Origin of the sequence: Pantoea trifolii (assembly GCF_024506435.1) — a bacterium.
In the GTDB taxonomy this organism is placed as follows: Bacteria; Pseudomonadota; Gammaproteobacteria; order Enterobacterales; family Enterobacteriaceae; genus Pantoea; species Pantoea trifolii.
On the sequence record NZ_JANIET010000001.1, the window covers coordinates 1858368 to 1877788 of the forward strand.

The 19421-nt window shown below is 53.7% G+C and carries 21 protein-coding genes; 8 read left to right on the top strand and 13 right to left on the bottom strand.

Annotated features, from left to right (window positions below; all coding sequences use genetic code 11):
* Window positions 1-7 precede the first annotated feature (7 nt).
* The gene (locus NQH49_RS08655; protein ID WP_256696329.1) at window positions 8-1381 is read right to left on the bottom strand and encodes an MATE family efflux transporter; all 1374 of its coding nucleotides are present in this window, start codon (window positions 1379-1381) and stop codon (window positions 8-10) included.
* Window positions 1382-1579: 198 nt separating this feature from the next.
* Here NQH49_RS08655 and NQH49_RS08660 point away from each other — a divergent pair, with 198 nt between their 5' ends.
* Window positions 1580-2224, top strand: a complete 645-nt coding sequence (locus NQH49_RS08660) for a riboflavin synthase subunit alpha (protein ID WP_256698400.1) — start codon at window positions 1580-1582, stop codon at window positions 2222-2224.
* A gap of 49 nt (window positions 2225-2273) precedes the next feature.
* Here the strand turns inward: NQH49_RS08660 and cfa are convergent, their stop codons facing one another.
* Window positions 2274-3422 carry a cyclopropane fatty acyl phospholipid synthase gene (gene cfa / locus NQH49_RS08665; RefSeq protein WP_008110314.1) on the bottom strand — a complete coding sequence of 383 codons (1149 nt, stop codon included), beginning with the start codon at window positions 3420-3422 and terminating at the stop codon, window positions 2274-2276.
* A 311-nt stretch (window positions 3423-3733) separates the two neighbouring features.
* A complete protein-coding gene (punC, locus tag NQH49_RS08670; RefSeq protein ID WP_256696330.1) occupies window positions 3734-4936 on the bottom strand; it encodes a purine nucleoside transporter PunC in 1203 nt (400 codons plus the stop codon).
* A 110-nt stretch (window positions 4937-5046) separates the two neighbouring features.
* On the opposite strand from punC, the gene punR reads away from it, so the two are divergent.
* Window positions 5047-5958 (top strand): DNA-binding transcriptional activator PunR, encoded by a 912-nt coding sequence (gene punR / locus NQH49_RS08675; RefSeq protein WP_256696331.1) that lies wholly within the window; start codon window positions 5047-5049, stop codon window positions 5956-5958.
* Here the strand turns inward: punR and purR are convergent.
* Complete coding sequence (gene purR, locus NQH49_RS08680; protein WP_256696332.1) at window positions 5955-6980, bottom strand: HTH-type transcriptional repressor PurR; 1026 nt, start codon at window positions 6978-6980, stop codon at window positions 5955-5957. The two genes, punR and purR, sit on opposite strands and share 4 nt — an antisense overlap.
* Before the next feature lie 274 nt (window positions 6981-7254).
* Between purR and cydH the strand changes: the two genes are divergently transcribed.
* Window positions 7255-7344: a cytochrome bd-I oxidase subunit CydH gene (cydH, locus tag NQH49_RS08685; RefSeq protein ID WP_007892756.1), complete on the top strand. Its 90-nt coding sequence runs from the start codon at window positions 7255-7257 to the stop codon at window positions 7342-7344.
* Between the two features lie 56 nt (window positions 7345-7400).
* On the opposite strand, the gene NQH49_RS08690 is transcribed toward cydH, so the two are convergent.
* Window positions 7401-8192 (bottom strand): C40 family peptidase, encoded by a 792-nt coding sequence (locus NQH49_RS08690; protein WP_256696333.1) that lies wholly within the window; start codon window positions 8190-8192, stop codon window positions 7401-7403.
* Between the two features lie 364 nt (window positions 8193-8556).
* On the opposite strand from NQH49_RS08690, the gene NQH49_RS08695 reads away from it, so the two are divergent.
* The gene (locus NQH49_RS08695; RefSeq protein ID WP_175501675.1) at window positions 8557-8892 is read left to right on the top strand and encodes a Grx4 family monothiol glutaredoxin; all 336 of its coding nucleotides are present in this window, start codon (window positions 8557-8559) and stop codon (window positions 8890-8892) included.
* A gap of 35 nt (window positions 8893-8927) precedes the next feature.
* Here the strand turns inward: NQH49_RS08695 and rnt are convergent, their stop codons facing one another.
* The 5 genes from rnt to eptA all read right to left on the bottom strand — a co-directional run bounded on the left by rnt (window position 8928) and on the right by eptA (window position 13636).
* Window positions 8928-9596 carry a ribonuclease T gene (rnt, locus tag NQH49_RS08700; RefSeq protein WP_101764547.1) on the bottom strand — a complete coding sequence of 223 codons (669 nt, stop codon included), beginning with the start codon at window positions 9594-9596 and terminating at the stop codon, window positions 8928-8930.
* A 107-nt stretch (window positions 9597-9703) separates the two neighbouring features.
* Window positions 9704-10111, bottom strand: coding sequence for a lactoylglutathione lyase (gene gloA, locus NQH49_RS08705; protein WP_007892766.1), 408 nt, complete (start codon window positions 10109-10111; stop codon window positions 9704-9706).
* Between the two features lie 101 nt (window positions 10112-10212).
* The gene (nemA, locus tag NQH49_RS08710; protein ID WP_256696334.1) at window positions 10213-11310 is read right to left on the bottom strand and encodes an alkene reductase; all 1098 of its coding nucleotides are present in this window, start codon (window positions 11308-11310) and stop codon (window positions 10213-10215) included.
* A gap of 52 nt (window positions 11311-11362) precedes the next feature.
* Entirely contained in the window at window positions 11363-11959 is a 597-nt protein-coding gene (locus NQH49_RS08715; protein WP_256696335.1) for a TetR/AcrR family transcriptional regulator, read from the bottom strand.
* A 39-nt stretch (window positions 11960-11998) separates the two neighbouring features.
* The gene (gene eptA, locus NQH49_RS08720; RefSeq protein WP_256696336.1) at window positions 11999-13636 is read right to left on the bottom strand and encodes a phosphoethanolamine transferase EptA; all 1638 of its coding nucleotides are present in this window, start codon (window positions 13634-13636) and stop codon (window positions 11999-12001) included.
* Window positions 13637-13864: 228 nt separating this feature from the next.
* Between eptA and NQH49_RS08725 the strand changes: the two genes are divergently transcribed.
* The 4 genes from NQH49_RS08725 to NQH49_RS08740 all read left to right on the top strand — a co-directional run bounded on the left by NQH49_RS08725 (window position 13865) and on the right by NQH49_RS08740 (window position 16269).
* Window positions 13865-14104 (top strand): DUF1289 domain-containing protein, encoded by a 240-nt coding sequence (locus tag NQH49_RS08725; protein ID WP_256696337.1) that lies wholly within the window; start codon window positions 13865-13867, stop codon window positions 14102-14104.
* A 71-nt stretch (window positions 14105-14175) separates the two neighbouring features.
* Window positions 14176-15072 carry an aldo/keto reductase gene (locus tag NQH49_RS08730; RefSeq protein ID WP_008110294.1) on the top strand — a complete coding sequence of 299 codons (897 nt, stop codon included), beginning with the start codon at window positions 14176-14178 and terminating at the stop codon, window positions 15070-15072.
* Window positions 15073-15152: 80 nt separating this feature from the next.
* The gene (gene sodC / locus NQH49_RS08735) at window positions 15153-15671 is read left to right on the top strand and encodes a superoxide dismutase [Cu-Zn] SodC (RefSeq protein ID WP_256696338.1); all 519 of its coding nucleotides are present in this window, start codon (window positions 15153-15155) and stop codon (window positions 15669-15671) included.
* A 130-nt stretch (window positions 15672-15801) separates the two neighbouring features.
* Entirely contained in the window at window positions 15802-16269 is a 468-nt protein-coding gene (locus tag NQH49_RS08740; protein WP_256696339.1) for a hypothetical protein, read from the top strand.
* On the opposite strand, the gene NQH49_RS08745 is transcribed toward NQH49_RS08740, so the two are convergent.
* From NQH49_RS08745 to NQH49_RS08755, 3 genes are read right to left on the bottom strand one after another with little or no spacing between them, the layout of a single operon-like run.
* Window positions 16270-18270 carry an FUSC family protein gene (locus NQH49_RS08745; RefSeq protein WP_256696340.1) on the bottom strand — a complete coding sequence of 667 codons (2001 nt, stop codon included), beginning with the start codon at window positions 18268-18270 and terminating at the stop codon, window positions 16270-16272.
* Between the two features lie 7 nt (window positions 18271-18277).
* Window positions 18278-19135 (bottom strand): efflux RND transporter periplasmic adaptor subunit, encoded by an 858-nt coding sequence (locus tag NQH49_RS08750; RefSeq protein ID WP_256696341.1) that lies wholly within the window; start codon window positions 19133-19135, stop codon window positions 18278-18280.
* Between the two features lie 6 nt (window positions 19136-19141).
* On the bottom strand, window positions 19142-19378 hold the full coding sequence (locus tag NQH49_RS08755; protein WP_256696342.1) for a DUF1656 domain-containing protein: 237 nt from the start codon (window positions 19376-19378) through the stop codon (window positions 19142-19144).
* Window positions 19379-19421 lie beyond the last annotated feature (43 nt).

Below are 19421 nucleotides of genomic sequence, written 5' to 3' on the forward strand. Positions count from 1 at the left end.
CAGCCACTTAGCGCGCGGCACGCGCCAAAATCACCTGCGCAGGCAGGCGCTGTAAACGACGGATGCGCCAAATCATCATCACTGCTGCGGAGGTCAGACCGATAATGAAGCCACACCAGAAACCGGCGGGGCCGAGTTTCGGCAAAACCCAATCCGTCATCGCCAATACATAGCCCACCGGCAAACCCAGCACCCAATAGGCGATAAAAGTAATGAAGAAGATCGAGCGCGTGTCTTTATAACCGCGCAAGATACCGCTGCCGATCACCTGAATCGAATCTGAGAACTGATAGATCGCCGCCAGCAACATCAGCTGTGCCGCAAGGGTAATGACTTCTGGATTTGCCGTGTACAAGCCGGCGATATCGTGACGGAAAATCACGGTAAACAGCGCGGTGATGGCCGCCATGCTGATGCCGACCCCTTGCCCGGTCCACGCAGCAACGCGCGCCTGTTCGGCGGAACCTTGACCGAGTCGATAACCAACGCGAATGGTAGTAGCGACGCCGAGCGACAGCGGCAACACGAACATCAGCGAACTGAAGTTGAGCGCAATCTGGTGCCCGGCCACTTTGACGATGCCGAGTGGTGATACTAAAAGCGCCACCACGGCAAACAGCGTCACCTCAAAGAACAGCGCCAATGCCACCGGCAAACCCAGCGTGAACAGGCGTGACAAAATCGCACGTGACGGTGCAGACCAGCGCGTTTTCATACGGATGTCGCGCATGCTTGCCATGCGTTTCACCCAGAAGCGCATCACCAGGAACATCACCCAATAGACCGATGCCGTTGCCACGCCGCAGCCGACGCCGCCTAAGGCCGGCATACCAAAATGGCCGTAAATGAACACATAGTTGAGCGGAATGTTCACCATCAGGCCGAGGAAGCCGAGCAGCATCGCCGGTTTGGTTTTCGACAAACCTTCGCATTGGTTGCGCATCACCTGGAACAGTAGGTAACCCGGTGCGCCCCACAGCAACGCATGCAGGTATCCTTCGGCTTTGGCGGCCAATTCAGGATCGATGTCATGCATGGTGTTAATCAGATAACCGGCATTCCACAGCACCACCATAATCAGTAGCGCAACGGCCAGTGCCATCCAGTATCCCTGGCGCACTTGTTCCGCGATACGTTCGCGTCGTCCTGAACCGTTGAGTTGCGCAACGGTAGGCGTCAAAGCCAGTAGAAGACCATGACCAAACAGAATGGCGGGAAGCCAGATAGAGGTGCCGACAGCAACGGCGGCCATATCCGTGGCGCTTACCGCACCGGCCATAACAGTATCTACAAAACCCATCGCCGTCTGGGCCACCTGAGCAAGGATGACCGGGATCGCGAGGGCCAGCAATTGACGCGCTTCTGTAAAATACTTCTGCACGTTACACCTGCTTAATTAAAGAAGAGAGCGGGGCGAAATCCCCAAAGAATGCGCGGCATAGTGTAGCGGCAGCGCTGGCTTCCGCCAAACGTTGATCGCATTTTGTTTAGCAATTTGTGTAAAGTTTGAACTCCGCCAAATTAAGCTGCCGCCGACAAGCTGTGATAAACTGACGCAAACTTTGCAGAGGCTGAGATGATGTTTACTGGAATTGTGCAAGGCACGGCAGAAATTGTCGGCATTGAAGAGAAAGATCTGTTTCGTACCCATATTGTGCGCTTACCGGAGGATCTGTTACCGGGCCTGGCGCTGGGCGCATCGGTGGCACACAATGGCTGCTGCCTGACGGTGACCGAGATTAACGGCGATTTGGTCAGCTTCGATCTGATTAAAGAAACATTGCGCATTACCAACCTGGGTGAATTAAAGGTGGGTGATGTGGTGAATATTGAGCGTGCCGCGAAGTTCAGTGATGAAATTGGCGGTCATTTAATGTCTGGCCATATTATGACCACGGCGGAAATCTGTAAAATCATCCAGTCTGAAAACAACCGCGAAATCTGGTTTAAATTACAGGACGCCACCCAGATCAAATATATTCTGCACAAAGGTTTTGTGGGTATCGATGGTATTAGTTTGACCGTTGGCGACGTAACCAAAAGCAAATTCTGTGTGCATTTGATCCCGGAAACGCTGGAGCGCACCACTTTAGGCGCGAAGAAGTTCGGTCAAAAAGTCAATATTGAGATTGATCCGCATACGCAGGCCATTGTGGAAACGGTTGAGCGCGTATTAGCGCAGCGTGAAGCCGCTGCACTGGCGCAGATTGCTAGCGCAGAATAATACCGTTGAAAAAGGCGCCATGCGGCGCCTTGATTCATTTGAAAGCTGATTAACGCGCTACGCGTAAACCGCCATCCTTGCCACGACTGAATACTACCTGCCACAGCTGAATATCACGGGCACGAAACGCACCGGCGCAGGCGTTGAGATAATAGTCGAACATCCGTTTAAAACGTTCGCCATATTTCTCAGCCAGCTGCGGCCACGCCGCCTGAAAACGTTCATACCACGCCATTAACGTCGTATCGTAATCTGCGCCAAAGTTATGCCAGTCTTCCATGACGAAATGCGGCTCACTGGCATCAGCGATTTGACGTACCGACGGCAAACAACCGTTCGGGAAGATATATTTATCAATCCACGGATCGACATTCATATCTGTAGTGAGGGCACCAATGGTGTGCAGCAAAAATATGCCGTCTGGTTTGAGGTTACGGTCAGCAACATCAAAATAAGTGGCATAGTTTTTCGGCCCGACATGTTCAAACATACCCACAGAAACGATGCGATCATATTGATTATTCAGGTCGCGATAGTCCTGCAGTAATATAGTGACATCCAGTCCTTCACAGCGTTGTTGCGCGAGTTTTTGTTGCTCAGCCGAAATAGTCACGCCATGCACCGTGACGCCATAATGGCGTGCGGCATATTCTGCTAATCCGCCCCAGCCACAACCTATATCCAGCAGCGTCATGCCCGGTTCAAGTTGCAACTTGCGGCAAATCATATCCAGTTTGGCTTGCTGCGCGTTTTCCAGGGTATCAGCATCTTTCCAGTAGCCGCAGGAATATTGCATGTAAGGATCAAGCATCAGTGAGAAGAGATCATTACCAAGGTCGTAATGCTCTTTACCCACAATCCAGGCGCGTTTTTTTGATTGCAAATTAGTGAGACGCGCGGCGGCGATGCGCAACGTATCTTTAAAATGCCGAGGTAATTGTTTATCCAGATGGTGTTTTAAAACGCGATGGAAGAACATATCGAGCTGTTCGCACTCCCACCAACCATCCATGTAACTTTCACCTAATCCGAGCGATCCTTCCTCGAGAACGCGTTTAAAAAAATCTGGATGCTTTACCTGAATATCCCAGGGACGAGTGCCATTAACTGCAATATCAGCCCGCTCTAGCAGTTCATTGACGATCCGATACCAATGGTTTTCTTCAAGGCTCACTTCTTCTATAACAGATGAACTCATAGCTTCTCCATCACCTTCCGATCTGAACCTGAGAAAAAGAATAGCCAATTTCCCAAGACCTGTGAGAGAACTCACGGAAAATCCGTGCGCCAGAAATCCGACGTTGTACGACGTAGTACAGAGGTATGAATTTGAGCAGAAAAGTGGGTCGCCGCACCGGATAATGTGCAGACGCCATCCCGCGACAGGGTCGCTAAAGGTATTACATTTATATTATTGATTTAATACAGAATTACTGACCCACAGAGTATATGCTCACGTGGGTCAATATTCAACGGGTTATCGTTAGTTTGCTAACGAAAAGCGCTGGCTTAGAGATTATCTTCGCAGGGACGGGAAGTGTGGGCAATATCACTTTGTGCGTTTACCGTTCGCTGGCAGACAAAGCCCACCCACGCCAGTACCACAGTAGCGACCATCACTAACGTGGTGTTGAACAGCGCCTGTTCAAGGCCGGCGGAGACCAGCAGGCTGGCTACAAAGCACAATCCTAACTGGAATAAGTTCTGTAATCCTGCGGCTTTACCGGTGGCGTGCGGGAAGTGCGCTAATGCTCTGGCAACCACAATTGGATAGATCGCGCCATTGGCCAGCGCCATGCCGCAGAAAGGCATCAACAGCACAAACAGCGGCGCTGATGGCATCAGGGCGATGACAAACAAACTCAGGATGCTCAGGCTATACAGCACCAGCAACCACGGCAGCAGTTGCGCGCCCTGATAGCGATTTAACAGCGTGCGGCAGCCAAAGCCACCAATCAGAAACGCAATGGTCTGCGGAATATAGCTCAGGCCAATATCACCCGGCGTCAGGCCAGCAGCGGCGAGAATGAAAGGTGAGCCTGTCAGCCAGGCGAAAAAGCTCGCCGAACAGGCCGAGTAGATCAAGACGTTACCGCTGTAAACGCGAGTACCCAGCAAGGTCAACCAGCCGGGTTGTTTACCTGACGCCACTTTCTCGCGCTTAGGCGAGGTTAACTGCAGCGTACCCATCAGTAGCACCACGGCAACCAGCGTTAGTGTGATAAAGATGCTGCGCCAGTGGAAGTGGCCGATAAGCCAGGCGCCGAGCAGCGGTGCCAGCGCCGGAGACAGCGCAACCAGCGGCATAATCGTGGCAAACACTTTATTGGCTTTGGCTTTTGGATAGTGATCCACCACCAGCGCCTGCCAGCTTACGGCAGCCGCACAGACACCAATTGCCTGCACAAAACGCAGTGCCAGCATCAGGCGCACATCGGTCACCCAAAGCATCCCCAGACAACCAAGGGCGAAGATGGCTAACCCCGCTAGCAAAATCGGTTTACGCCCGTAACGATCCGACAGCGGCCCCCAAAAAACCTGGGCACAGGCGAAACCGCCGAGAAACAGACTCAGGCTGGCGCTGATGGTGCCAGGTGCGCTAGCGAAATCACGCTGCATATCGCCAAAGGCGGGTAAATACATATCCGTGGCAAGAAAGCCGAGCATGCTGAGCACGGCGAGATAAGGCATAAATGCTTTAGACGACAACATGTTGATTCTCTTTTGGGCAGGTTGAACGCCGGGGAGTGTAAAAGGATGCAACGCGCTTTGTGAAACGCTAATATTTGCATAGTGCTGTTAAATTTTTTGAAGGCAAAATTATGTGGTCAGAATATGCGCTTGAAGTGGTAGATGCGGTGGCGCGCACCGGCAGTTTTAGTGCGGCCGCGCAGGAGCTGCATCGCGTGCCTTCTGCCGTCAGCTATACCGTGCGACAGCTGGAAAGCTGGCTGGCGGTGCCGCTGTTTGAGCGCCAGCACCGCGAAGTGGTGATGACACCGGCGGGCGAGCATTTTGTACGCGAAGGGCGATCTGTTATCAAAAAAATGCTGGCAACCCGTCGACAGTGTCAGCAACTGGCGAATGGCTGGCGTGGGGAGCTAAGTATCGCGGTTGACTGCATTGTTAAACCGCAGCGCACGCGGCAGTTAGTGAAGGATTTCTATCGCCATTTTCCCGATATGGAGCTGATTATCAGCTACGAAGTGTTCAACGGCGTATGGGATGCGTTGGCTGATGGCCGGGTTGATGTGGCGATTGGCGCGACCCAGGCGATCCCGGTGGGTGGACGTTTTGCCTTTCAGGATATGGGCGCGCTGAACTGGCGCTGTGTGGTGAGTCCCGACCATCCGCTGGTCAACAGCACGGAACTGGATGATGAAACCTTGCGGGCGTGGCCATCGCTGGTGCTGGAAGATACCTCGCGTGCGTTGCCGCGCCGTATGACGTGGACGCTGGATAATCAGCGGCGGTTGGTAGTGCCAGAGTGGGAAACCGGGATGGATTGTTTGCTGGCAGGATTGTGCGTCGGAATGGTGCCGGGCCATTTGGCGCGTCCACTGCTGGACAGCCATAAACTGGTTGAACTGGCGCTGCCGCAGGCTTTTCCGGACAGCCCGTGCTGCGTTAGCTGGTCAGAACAGCGCGCGTCACCGGCGCTGGCGTGGTTACTGGCTTATCTCGGGGATGCCGAAACGCTGAACCACGAATGGCTCAGCGAAGTGTCGGCTTAGCGGCGATAGTCGCGGAACGGACCGTACGCCACCGAACGGCGTTCAATTAGCGTTGGCTGGACTTCGATTGTTTGCGGATCTTCGCGCTTGCTGGTGATGCGATCCAGCAGCATTTCCAGCGCTTTTTCACCCAGTTCGGCTTTCGGCTGGTGCACGGTGGTCAGCGCTGGGGTGAAATAGCGCGCGTTGCGCACGTTATCGTAGCCAATGACTGAGATATCCTGCGGTACGCGCAAGCCCATCTCATCAGCGGCGCAAATCGCGCCCATCGCCATGATATCGCCACCGCAGAACACCGCGGTTGGACGCTGTTTCTGATTTAAAATCTGCTGCATCGCCTGATAGCCCGATTCAGGTTCAAAGTCGCCCTGAACCACCCATTCCGGACGCACCGTAATGCCCGCTTCGCTCATCGCCTGCAGGAAGCCAGCGTGACGTCCGCCGCCGGTGTTGCGCTCCATCTGGCCTGGAATGGCACCGATATCGCGATGGCCGCGTTCGATCAGATAACGCCCGGCGAGATAACCGCCCTGAAACGCATTGTCCTGCACGGTATCGGTGAAATCACCGCGTGACGCGCCCCAATCCATCACCACCATGGGGATATTGCGGTTCTCTTCCAGCATCTGCAGCAAATCGTCTGGATATTCCGAACACATCACCAGCAATCCATCGACGCGCTTTTGCGCCATCATCGACAGGTAAGCGCGCTGCTTTTGCAGATCGTTGTGCGCATTGCCGAGAATCAGCGTATAGCCGCGTTCGAAACACCGGTTCTCCACCGCTTCGATAATTTCAGCGAAGTAGGGCGCTTCGCTGGAGGTCGCCAGCAGACCCAAGGTTTTGGTGTGATTAACTTTGAGACTACGCGCCACGGCACTGGGCGAGTAGTGTAATTCTTTGATCGCTTCCCATACGGCGTTACGCGTCTCTTCCGCAACGAAACGCGTTTTGTTGATGACATGCGAAACCGTGGTGGTTGAGACACCCGCGCGTTTTGCGACATCTTTAATTGTTGCCATGAAAATGGTACTCCTGGGCTTATCGCAACTTACTGATAAGTATATTGTTAAACGTTTGCGTCTGCTAATGCTTTTACAGCCCAAAAAAGCGGGCAAAACGGTGTGTTTTAGCAGGCGAAATCACTTCATCACGCTGTTGATACAGGATGCGCAAAATCTGTTGCGCAACGAAAGGCGGCGATTCTAGCAAGCTGATGCGTATAAAACGAGATTTTTGCCCATTGCTGTGCGAAAATCGCTTTAACCCTAATAATTGTGTGACTAAGGAGTTGTGATGAATACCGACCTGAAACTGGCGCTAATGACCACTGTTGGCGCACTGTTGATGATTATCGCCTTCAGCTTTACCGCGATCATGCATTAACAAAAAAGCCGGAGCTGAGAACAGCATCCGGCTTTTTTATGATTGTTGCGCAACAACTAGCGAATAGTTTTTGGCGTCATCATGCGACGCGCGCCCACATAGTGTTTCTGCCAGTAATCCTCACCCAATGCGCTGATCTGAATATCTTTGCCGGTACGCGGCGACTGAATGAATTTCCCGTTGCCGAGATACACGCCCACATGATCGGCAGTGCCGCGATTATTGATGCGGAAGAACACCAAATCGCCTTTCTCGAGCATTTCACGTTTAATCGGTGCCGCATCGCGCAGGTGATACATCTCATTAGCGGTGCGTGGCAGTTTGAATTTCACCAGATCTTTATAGGCGTACCACACTAAGCCGCTGCAGTCGAAACCGGTATGTGGCGAAGCACCGCCCCATTGATAGGGTTTGCCGAGTTGGCCCATCAATTTGGTCATCGCCGTTTCACGCGCCTTTTGATAACGCTGGCGGTGCGCCTTACTCATTTTGATGCCGGTCAGCGCTAACGCTTCATCATCGACGGCGATCTCAGGTGTTTTCTTCGCTAAACGTTGATGACCGTATTTCTTAGCAGAAAGTTTCAGCGGGGATTTTTTGCTGGTGGTCTTGTGCAGCGCGGTTTCTGTTTTGGTCTGTTTTTTGAGTTTGAATTTTTGAACAGCAGTCAGGCGCGATTTTTTGGTGGTGGTTTTCACCGGGCGTCGTTTGCGGCGCTCGTCTTCACGTGCGCTCTTTTTCTCTGCTTTAAGCGAACTGGCATTAACGGGCGCATGCGGAGATGCAGCAGCCACATTAAAAAACAGTTGGGCGAAAGCCAGTATGAAAAGCGTAATTAGTAGACGCATAATCCGGTTACAGGTTAAGCAGGCTGAATGAAAGCAGACTGCGGCAAAGTGAGAGAAATCTGATCAAGTGACCAGCGCCGAGGCAATTCTAATCCACTTTTTTTCCAAAAGGTAAGGCCTTTTTCCATTAATATGTTACCAGATTGATTCTGTAGCAAAAATGAGCGATTTCAGCTGGTTAACGCAGCGAAACTATTGCTAATTATTAATTTATTAATGCCAATTAATGATATGAAAATGTTATTTGTCATGCGTTAACTTAACAAACATGGCGATTCGCCAGTGCAAACGCAAAATCCCGTTTTCAGTCCGGGAGCGAAATCGCTACAATAAACAAACACGAAGTAGAAGATTAAGGAAGGCAATAATGAGTACTGTTGAAAAAATTCAGCGTCAGATCGCAGAAAACCCGATTCTGCTGTACATGAAAGGTTCTCCGAAGCTGCCAAGCTGCGGTTTCTCGGCGCAAGCCGTGCAGGCGCTTTCTGCCTGTGGCGAGCGTTTCGCATACGTGGACATTCTGCAGAACCCGGATATTCGCGCTGAAATGCCAAAATACGCTAACTGGCCAACTTTCCCGCAGCTGTGGGTCGATGGCGAACTGGTCGGCGGCTGCGACATCATCGTTGAGATGTTCCAGCGCGGCGAACTTCAGCCACTGCTGAAAGAGACCGCTGAGAAGTATAAAGAAGCGGAATAATGCAGAAGGCCGACAAATGTCGGCCTTTTCTTTGCTTACTCGGCAGACGCCTCGTCTGCAGATTCTTCACTGAAAGCCAGCGGCCAGCCGCCCAGGCGTTTCCAGCGGTTCACCAACTCACAAAATAGCGTCGCGGTTTGCTCGGTGTCATACAGCGCCGAATGCGCTTGTGTGCTATCAAACTCCATTCCCGCCGCTTTGCAGGCTTTCGCCAACACGGTTTGCCCCAGCACTAAACCACTTAACGCTGCGGTATCAAAGGTGGCAAAAGGGTGGAACGGATTGCGCTTCAGGCTGGCGCGCTCTGCGGCCGCCATCACGAAGTTGAGATCGAAAGTGGCATTGTGCGCCACGATAATCGCGCGATTGCAGCCGCTATCTTTGGTGCCTTTGCGCACCATTTTAAAAATCGCATGCAGAGCTTCGTATTCACTAACCGCACCGCGCAGCGGATTGGTGGGATCGATGCCGGTAAACGCCAGCGCAGCAGGATTCAGAATGGCGCCTTCAAACGGTTCCACATGGAAGTGCAGCGTTTCATCGCGGTGCAACCAGCCGTCTTCATCCATTTTCAGCGTTGTGGCTGCAATTTCCAGCAGTGCATCGGTTTGTGCATTGAAACCTGCGGTTTCAACGTCGATCACAACAGGATAAAAACCGCGGAAGCGTTGGTGGAGAGCGTTTAAAGCGTTCGATTCAGACATCAGGATCTCATGGCAATAAATAGGGCAGCGCGCATTATGGCAAAAATCGCAGGAGGGTGCAGCAGGAGAGGGAAATCAGCCTGCAATTAGCAGGCTGACCAGCAACCTTAGTTGCCTAAGCCGTGACCGGCATGTTTATTTTCAATCAGTTCGATCTTGTAGCCGTCTGGATCTTCAACAAAGGCAATAATGGTAGAACCGCCTTTTACCGGGCCCGCTTCACGCGTTACGTTGCCGCCCGCGCTGCGAATGCGTTCGCAGGTGTCAGCCACGTTGTCCACGCCCAGCGCGATATGGCCGTAAGCGTTGCCGAGATCGTATTTATCCACGCCCCAGTTGTAAGTCAGCTCAATCACCGCGCCTTCGCTCTCTTCGGTGTAGCCAACGAATGCCAGCGTGTATTTGTACTCGGTGTTTTCGCTCTGACGCAGCACGCGCATGCCGAGCACGCGGGTGTAGAAATCGATAGAACGTTGCAAATCGCCAACGCGTAACATGGTGTGAAGTAAACGCATAACATCCTCTTTTTTAAAACGTCATCAGTGAATGACAAGACAACTAAGTATACACACTGATGAAACAACGCTGCCGCCTATCCGAGGCGGCAGCCATTTTCTTACAGGGTGGGATAATCGGTGTAACCTTCCGCGCCGCCGCCGTAGAAGCTTTCAGGGCGCTGCGGATTGAGTGGCGCATCTTGCTGCAAACGAGCAACCAGATCCGGGTTAGCGATAAAGTCGCGGCCAAACGCCACTGCGTCAATCAGGCCGCGCGCAATCAGATCATCCGCTTTCTCAACGGTGTAGGCACCGGCACCAATAATCACGCCTGGGAACAGCGCACGCACTTTCTCACGGAATGCATCGCTGTATGGCTGTCCGCCCGCCCAGTCTGGCTCAGAAAGGTGCAGATAGGCGATGCCGCGCTTGCCCAACTCGGCGATGTACCACAACGCTGCTTTCTCTTCTTCCGGGCCATTTTCCAGATTCTGGAAGGCACCGATTGGCGAAACGCGGATACCGATACGATCGGCAGACCAGTTAGCAATCGCCGCATCCACCACTTCCAGCGCGAAACGGCCACGTCTCTCAATCGAACCGCCGTACTCATCGCTACGCTGGTTTGAGCCGGGTGCGAGGAACTGATGCATCAGATAACCGTGTGCTGAGTGCAACTCCAGCAGGTCGAAGTCGGCTTCGCGCGCATTGGCAGCGGCCTGACCAAAATCTTTGACGATTTGCTGAATTTCAGCCACTGACAGCTCGCGCGGTGCTGAAGTGTCTTCACGATAGACCGAACCATCCGCAGCGCGCAGAGAAGTGCGCGTACCCGCCGCCAGCGCGGTCGGTGCGACCGGTGCTTTGCCTTCTGGCTGCACGCTGTTATGAGAGATGCGGCCGGTGTGCCACAGCTGCACGGCGCTGTGACCGTTAGCGGCATGAATGCCTTCGTTAATCATTTTCCACGCGGCAATTTGCTGCTGTGTGTGCAGGCCCGGCGCACCGGCATAGCCTTTCGCCTGGAAAGAGATCTGGGTGGCTTCGGTGATGATTAAACCGGCACTGGCGCGCTGCTGATAATATTCAGCCATCAGCGGCGTCGGGATATCGCCCGGCTCAATGCTGCGCAGACGCGTCAACGGGGCCATGAAAATGCGGTTCGGTACGGTAATCGCGCCCACTTTGAGTGGGGAGAATAGCTGCTTACTCGCCATATTGATTGCTCCAGGAAGACCGGTCGTCTAGTAACGACGATTTCTAAAAAAATCAGTGGCTTATCAGCCACTGTTCGATGGTGTCGAGCGCCAGACTAATCGGACCCGGCACTCGGGAAATCTTGCTCTGCAAACTGGCTCCGAGCCACAACAAGTAGCAGCGCTGCGCCAGCTGCTGCGGCGTTTGACTAAATGGCAGCGGCTGCTCAGCGGCGACCTCAGTCAAACAGCGCGTGTAGGCAGCGATGATGGCATTGGCACCCTGTTGCAGGGCATCGCGCATGGGTTCGGAGAGATCGCACACTTCGGCTGACAATTTCACGCCAAGGCAGCCAACAATATGACCTTGCTCGATAAACAGCCTTTCGCCGTAGCGGAAATGCGCTAACAGGCGTTCGCGCGGCGGTAAACCGGGCAGATTCAGCTGCTGATCAATCTGTTGCTGGAAGTGGGCAAAGTAGCGCTCAATCAGCGCCACGCCAAAGGCCTCTTTCGAACCGAAATAGTGGTAGAACGAGCCTTTAGTGACTTCCGCCAGCGCCAGCATCTCGATCAAACCCATGCCGGTAAAGCCGCGCTGTAAACAAACCTGCTCGCCAATAGCAAGCAGGTGTTCACGGGTATCGTTGCGTTGCAGAGTCTTGTTCATGGGGCTCAGGTTATTAGACCAGTCAGTCTAGCGCAACCCTCAGGCGGCGGTTTGGCACGATCTGTTCATATCCAATTGCGATTGATACTGCTGCGTCTGGATGTTGAACATGCCTAAAAGCGTATGGAAAAGATTATCTTGCGACACCTTTGCGTCGGCGGCTTGCTGGCGCAAACAGGCCTCATTGATGTGATTCGCCGCCGCGTATCCCGGTGACATCCACATCAGCAGAGGAATGTGAGTTTGCTGTGAGGGCGCAAACATATAAGGCGCACCGTGCAGATACATCCCGCGCTCGCCAAGCGATTCGCCGTGATCGGAGAGATAAACCAGCGCCACATTGAAGCGATCGCTCAGGCCTTTGAGCTTATCGATGGTGCGGCTCAGCATGGCGTCGGTATACAGCAGCGAGTTGTCGTAGGTATTCACCAATGCCTGATGATCGCAATCCTGAATCTGTTTGCTGTCGCAGGTGGGCGTAAAACGGCGGAACTCAGCCGGATAACGCTGATAATAGGCTGGACCGTGGCTGCCCATTTGATGCAGCACAATAATGCCGTCGTTATGCAGGCTATCAACATAGTTATCAAGACGATGCAGCAACACATCATCCTGGCAAAACCCGTCGTGACAATATTGCGGCAGGTTCCACTGCGTCATGTCGGTGTGCGGCACGCGATCACAGGCACCTTTGCAGCCACCATCGTTTTCGCGCCACAGCACGCTCACGCCGGCATGCGCCAGGATATCGAGCACGCCTTCCTGATGATGCGCCAGATTCGCGTCGTAATGCACGCGCGGCATATTGGAGAACATGCAGGGCACCGAAATGGCGGTTTCTGTGCCACAGGAACTGGCGTTGGGATAGTAAATCACCTGCTGTTTTTTCAGTTGCGGATTTGTGTCACGCGCGTAACCACCCAGCGAAAAATTCTCGGCGCGCGCCGTTTCACCCACCACTAACACCACCAGCGTTTTCTTGGTTGCTGCGGAGATTAATGGGCCTTTGTGGGCATCCTCGCCAATTTTTACCAGTTCCTGACTACCTTGCAGATAGCGTTGATCGACATAGTGGCCAGTACCGCTAACCACGTTGGCCGGAGTAATCATCTTGATCAGATTTTTATTGTTGCGAATCAGCGAGGCGTAATCTTTGTAAAACAGCGCCGCCATCAGCAAGATGAGTAATATTGCGCCCAGTGCGCCCGTCAGGCGTTGCAGCAGATTCCACCACCAGCGCGCGCCGCTATTGATGCGCACGCCGCAAATCAGCACCACCGGTACCATTCCCATCAACAGCATCCAGAGTAGATAGCGACTGCTGATCAGCGCGCCGGCTTCCTGCGGATCGGATTCAAAAACGTTTTGAATCATATTGGTGTCGATCACCGTGCCAAAACTGTGCATGAAGTAATTGGCGGCGGCGCTGACTAATACCAGCGCAATCAGCAACGGCTTGCGCAGATAAGGCCAGGCAGCTAGCGAGAAGAGAAAATAGAAAGCCGAGGCGAGCACCAGCGGAATACTGGCGGCGAACAGATAATCGTGGAAGTGATCGTAAGGGATCATTTCCCAGGCGCGCAGCAAGAACAGGGCATTCATGAATAATGCGAAAAACAGGGCGGCAATAAGGTTAAATCCGTTGGTGCCGCACTGAAAGGTGATCGGGAATCTCATGAAAACTCAACGGTAAGAGGTAATGTGACAATCGTATGAAGACAAGATGAGGAAAACCTTAACGAAGATTAAACGTAAGCAATCCAAATCCTTTAAATGCTGGCTTTTTGGTAAACAGGCGTAACGAAATGCCGCGATGGCTTGATTATGCGCAATGCCCGTATACTCTTTGCTCAATGTCATTAAGCTGTTATCAATGTGATTTGAGATGTTAATTGCGGAGTGCATGTGGTCGAGCAACTAGAGTTCTTCCCCGTTCCCAGCCCGTGTCGCGGCATTTGCCAGAGCGACGCGCGTGGCTATTGTCGTGGCTGTTTACGCAGCCGGGAAGAGCGCTTTAACTGGATGAAATTCAGCGATGCGCAAAAGCGCGATGTGCTGCGCTTGTGCCGGCAACGCTTTTTGCGCCTGCAGCGCCAGCAAAAAGTCGATGAAGATCATGATCCACAACAACCGGAACTGTTTTAAGAAAACGACGATCTGCCTTTTCGTTATACTCCCGTTTTCGTTATCTGGAATCGTGTTTAGGGAGTTTAACCATGTTACAACCGCAGGCTATTGCACCGCAGGGACCGTCCTTTTCACCGCTGATTGCCGGTTACTGGCGTTTAATGGAGTGGGGCATGACGCCGCAGCAAGTGGTGCAGTTTATTGAGCACCATTTAGCGCTGGGCATTACCACTGTCGATCACGCCGACATCTACGGCGATTACCAATGTGAAGCCGCCTTTGGTGCAGCACTGCGCCTGGCGCCAGGTTTGCGTGAGAAGCTGCAAATCGTCACTAAATGCGGCATTGCGACGCGCGCTAAACCTGAACACCGTATTGGTCACTACATCACTGAAGCCAGCCACATTCTGCACAGCGCCGAGAATTCGCTGCGCCATTTCAATACCGATTACCTCGATTTGCTGCTGATTCATCGTCCGGATCCGTTGATGGACGCGGATGAAATTGCCGAAGCCTTTACGGCGTTGCATCAGAGCGGCAAAGTGCGCCATTTTGGCGTCTCCAACTTCACCGCGTCTCAGTTCACGCTGCTGCAATCGCGTTTGCCATTCAGTCTGGTCACTAATCAACTGGAAATCTCCCCGCTGGAGCAAACGTCGCTGCTGGATGGCTCGCTTGATCAGTGCCAGCAAAACCGCATCCGCCCAATGGCCTGGTCCTGCCTCGGCGGCGGTCGCGTGTTTAACGATCCGCACTATCAGCCGTTGCGCGATGAGCTGGAGCAGGTGAAGCAGGAGATTGGTGCCAGCAATATTGAGCAAGTGGTGTATGCATGGGTGATGAAGCTGCCAAGCCGTCCGCTGCCAATTATTGGATCAGGCAAAATTGAACGGGTGAAAGAAGCGGTTGGCGCATGCCAGTTAACCCTCGATCGCCAGCAATGGTTTCGCATCCGCAAAGCCGCCATCGGTTACGATGTGCCCTAAAGCGTAAAGCTGCGTCAAATTACGGCAGCCTGGATGAAAGCAGTCCAGGCTTACAGAGAATCTAACCGTAAGGAGACGTTATGAAGAAAATCCTCATTGTTATGCTGGCTCTGGCCTGCGCCGCAGGCGCGCAGGCGGCGTCAGAAGAAGTCACGCTGCATGAAACCACCGCGCAAGGCATCGGGGCGGCAATTGGCAAAGTCACTATCAGCGAAACGCCGTACGGTGTGCAATTTACGCCAGCGTTAAGCGGCCTTAAACCGGGCATTCATGGTTTCCACGTGCATGCTAAAGGCAGCTGTGAACCGGGCGAATCGGACGGTAAAACGGTGGCGGCCGGTGCGGCGGGCGGACATCTCGATCCGCAAAAAACCGGCAAGCATCTTGGTCCGTACGCCGATGGTCACCTTGGCGACTTACCCGCGCTGTTTGTAACCGAAGATGGCAAGGCGAATTATCCGGTGGTTGCGCCACGCATCAAATCCCTGAGTGAAATCAAAGGTAAAGCCTTGATGGTGCATGTGGGCGGCGATAATCATGCCGACCATCCGCAACCGCTCGGCGGCGGGGGGGCGCGTTTTGCCTGCGGCGTAATTTAAACTCCTGGGCGGCAGCTGCTTGTCGCCCTGATTTCCTTCCTTTGAAAAAAATTGACCCATTTTCTGGCTACTCTCAGCGGTTTTTCCGTCCTATGATATTGATTCAGGTATAAAACCTTCAGGGGTGGGAATGAAAGCGCGTGGGATGATGTTGTTATGTTTATTGCTGGTGGGATGCGATCAACCCAACGATACACAATTAAGGTTGGATGCGAGTCGGCAGCTTCAGTGGACAATTGATACCAATCCTCTACGTGCAGATTGTGAAAATATCGCCCGTGGTCGTGAATGGTTAACGCAACGCACTCTTAAGCAGCTGGAAACCAGGGGATGCCAAAATGTGCTTCGCAGTGCAAGTGAAACAAATTTCATCACTACTGCGATCTATCGTCATTCCATGACGATCGTTTGCGGGAGCATTCGCGGTAAAAGTTTTACAGGTACCGAATTAAATCGCCGCTTTGTTTACTCTTCAGAAGAGAAGGCGCTGGTGATTGAACCGATGTCCGATCAAGACAAAACCCGCTTCGAAGGACAGAAATCGCTGCAGCAGTTGCAGGATGATTTTAATCGCCAGACCACGCAATATTGTCAGTAATCAATCTGGCACCGCCTGCGCCAACTGGGCGAGTGAGCAGCGCAGGCGCCACAAAATACCCGCCAGCGTATTGGCTTCGCTCTCCGCTTGCTGCTGCAGCTGGTTAATCATAGTTTCCAGCTCATCGAGCGTGGCCTGCAACGCGGTGTGATGCACGCCGCGCAGGCTCATAATCCGTTGTAGATCCTGCAGGCTGCTGTCGCGCATTTGCCCTAGCGTAGCCGACGTTGGCTGCCATTCGCGCAGCTGCCAGACAATGTGGGAACAGTTGAGTAGCACCACGCCCCAGCGCAGCAGCCACACGCGCGCCTGCTCGTCACGACTGTTACTGAGCTGACTAATATGATGATAAATCTGCGATTCAAAGTGGCTTTCGCTCAGGCGCGGATGACGGCGTAGCTGATCAAGAAACGCATGGCGCAGGGCGCGAATATGCCGACGACTGCGGCGCGCATCGGAACTGGGACGCAGCACCTGAAACGCCAGCCACGCCAGCAGTACGCCGCACACCTTGGCGATATTGTCATTGAGGAAGCTTTGATAATCCCAGTCCGGCGGATTGGTGACGGCGATAAAGGATCCCATAAATACAATGAATTGCCCCCACATTCCCGCGCGTTTCTTCTGCTGCAGTTTGAACAACTGCAAGGTGAGTAACAGCGGGAAAAGCACCAGCAAAAACTGCCACAGCGCACTGATTTGCACCATCAAGCCAAACTGCAGCACAAAACTAAACAGCGACAGCCACAGCAAGGTTTTGAGTAACAGCGAGACGCTGCCGCTGGGCGAAGGCGCGGAAGAGTACAACACGCACGCGATGGCGGTGAGCGTCAGGGCGGCGGCACCGGAATCCCATTGCGTGGTGATCCAAAAGGCGCAGCCCAGCATGATGACGCTAAAAGTACGCAGTGCGCTCCAGCCGGCTTCTGCACTGTCGCTTTCGCGCGCCAGCGATGGCGCATACGGCGGTTGAAAACGGGTATCGGCATCGGCGCGTTCAATCAGGCGAATCCAGCGATTGACGTTGAGATAGACCCAGCAAAAATAGCGCAGTCGCTGGACAAAGGCGCGTTGCCGGTAATCACCGGTTGCTGATGGCGTGATGCCGCGCAAAATCAGCGCCAGACGGTATTTGTCGCAGTGCGGCTGCGCCAATTCGTGCAGCAGTTTTGCCATGGCATCGTAAAGTTCAGGCGGCGCATCGGGCCAGTTCAGCAACATGCGGCGCAGACTGGAGAGCACGCTGGTCAGACGCAGCTGCTGGTGCAGCACATAGTTCAGCACGTTGTTCTGGCGGCGGAAGCGATAGTGGCTCCAAAACGCCTGAATGCGCAGCAGGTTCATGGTGAGAATCTGGCTAATGACATTTTCATGGGCGGTGCGCACGTTATCGGTGCTGCCTTGCTGCAGTAATAACACCGCATGATCCAGCAAACGCGCGTGCATCTGACGCAGTGAACTCATCAGCGCGTTGCCATCCGAGGTGCTGGGCAGAATCATCATCATCAATCCGGCGCAAAGAATGCCGGAGATCACTTCGCACACGCGCGCCTGGGCGATATCCCACAGCTGAGTGACATCGGTGATGTTGACGCTGCTAAAGGCAATGATGGCGGCGGTATATCCCGCCAGCGAAAACGCGTAGGCCACATTGTTTTGGTAGTGATTGGCGATCCAGGTGCAGAACGCCAGCCAACCGGCCATGAAAAAGGCAAACAGCCAGGGCTCGTTTAGCGTGTGTCCGGCAATCAGCAGCGCGGCGCTGGCACCGAGCAAACTGCCAACGATGCGGCCCAGACTTTTACTGATGGCACCGCCGACGGTGGGAAAACTCACCACCGCCGCCGATGTCATGGCCCAGTAGGGTTCGTCGAGTTGCAGCGCATAGGCGATGGTCAAGGCGAGACACATCGCAATGCCATTACGCAGCGCGTAGCGCCACTCGGCCCAGCTTGCTTTTATCCACGGCAGATTTTGCCAGGCCAGCCACTGAAAATTCATCACAGCCTCAGTGCGCGATCGAGATGGTGCAGGTGGTGCCCGCCACTAGCGGCACGCCTTCCGGCAACGTATCCAAGCGAATGCGCACAGGCACGCGCTGCGCCAGACGCACCCAAGGCACGTTAGGCTTGATATCCGGCACCAAACCGCCATCGCTGGCGACGCTTTGATCGTAAATGGCGCGTCCGATACTCTCCACTTTGCCCTGCAAACGCGCGCCGTTGCTGTACAACACAATCTGCGCCGCAGCGCCGGGTTGAATATGGCGCAGCTTGGTCTCTTCGAAATAGCCCATCACGTAATAAGAGTGGCTGTCGACCAGCGCAAACAGCGGCGTACCAGCGCTGGCATAGTTGCCGGTGCGCAGTGTTAGGTTGCTGATCCAGCCATCGGTGGGCGCGGTAATGGTAGTTTGATCGAGGTTCCAGCGCGCCTGATCGAGGCTGGCCTGCGCCGCTTTCGCCGTTGATGCAGCGGCATTGGCGGTTAAGCGCGCGGCGTCCATATCTTCCGCTGAAATGACGTTGCGCGGCAGGCTGGCGCGGCGATTGGCTTCATGCTGCGCTTTAGCCAGATCGGCCTGCGCTTTGGCTAGCTGCGCTTCGGCATTGGCCTGCGCAATTTGCCACGGCACCGGATCAAGCTTGAGCAGCACGTCACCTTTATGCACGAACTGATTGTCACGCACCTCCAGAGCGATGATGCGCCCGGACACCTCCGGCGTGATATCCACCAACTCGGCGCGCACTTTGCCATCCCGCGTCCACGGCGATTGCATGTAGTAATTCCACATCCACCATCCGGCAAGCAGGGCCAGCGCAAAGATCACTACAGTTGAAAAATACTTAAAAGGGTTGAATTTCATAGTGATTTATCCGAGGCTCAGTAACCACAATGCGCCAGCAACGCACAATACAAACAGGGAAAGGTCCATTAAGGTGGGATGCCAGACATCGCCGGAGTAGATCCAGCCGCGTATCAGCGGGTGAATCAACAACCAGAAAAAGAATCCGAGTAACACCGCTTTAAACAGCGGCGGGAAAAACAGCGACGCACTGAACACCAGGTCGGTAAGCGGGGCGCTGGGGGAAAAAGCGGTAAGGGACACGTGTCATCATCCTTTTTGACCGGGAATCATCTTAATAGAGCGT